Source organism: Dellaglioa sp. CoH-56-MRSF-13 (assembly GCF_056782095.1).
This window is the reverse complement of record NZ_JBXAYC010000065.1, coordinates 1-432: the sequence shown is the minus strand read 5'-3', so window position 1 is coordinate 432 and position 432 is coordinate 1. Positions and strand designations below refer to the sequence as shown.

Here is a 432-nt window from a genome sequence, read left to right as displayed (position 1 = left end):
GACGGCGACCCAGCTGCGATTTTGCAGCGGGCTCCGTGTCCGCCACCTCGAACGCTTCCACCCAGTCATCGAATTTCATTCGTCCTCCCCATCAAGGCTCTCGTACCTGCGTTCCAACCGGTCCAGCGCCGAGCACCAGTCCGGCCCAAGTGCCTGACGTGTGCCATAGTCGTTGACGGCGGCCAGTAGCGTGAGCGCCGTATCCAAATCCGCAGCAAACTGGCGTTCAAATCCAAAGTTCAATGCAAATTCACGTTTTCCCACCCACGCACTCGGAATCATAGACGCGGCTCCAACGTGAACAACGCATGGGCCACGCGCCGTACGATCGCGTCCGTCGCGAACAGTTGGTACTCACCAGCCTTGTGCACCTCAGCAACATCCGGATCAGGACTGTCACTTCGGTCTACGCTTTGGCCCACGATCATAGCC

1 protein-coding gene is annotated in these 432 nt (G+C 59.0%); it reads right to left on the bottom strand.

Annotated elements, in window-relative coordinates:
* Positions 1 to 75: 75 nt before the first annotated feature.
* Complete coding sequence (locus tag AC1RP1_RS07910) at positions 76 to 282, bottom strand: hypothetical protein (RefSeq protein ID WP_281116311.1); 207 nt, start codon at positions 280 to 282, stop codon at positions 76 to 78.
* Between the last annotated feature and the right edge of the window lie 150 nt (positions 283 to 432).

What these genes read in the sequence shown, in the direction of transcription:
- AC1RP1_RS07910 (WP_281116311.1), bottom strand. Translation starts at nt 282, where the DNA reads ATGATTCCGAGTGCGTGGGTGGGAAAACGTGAATTTGCATTGAACTTT.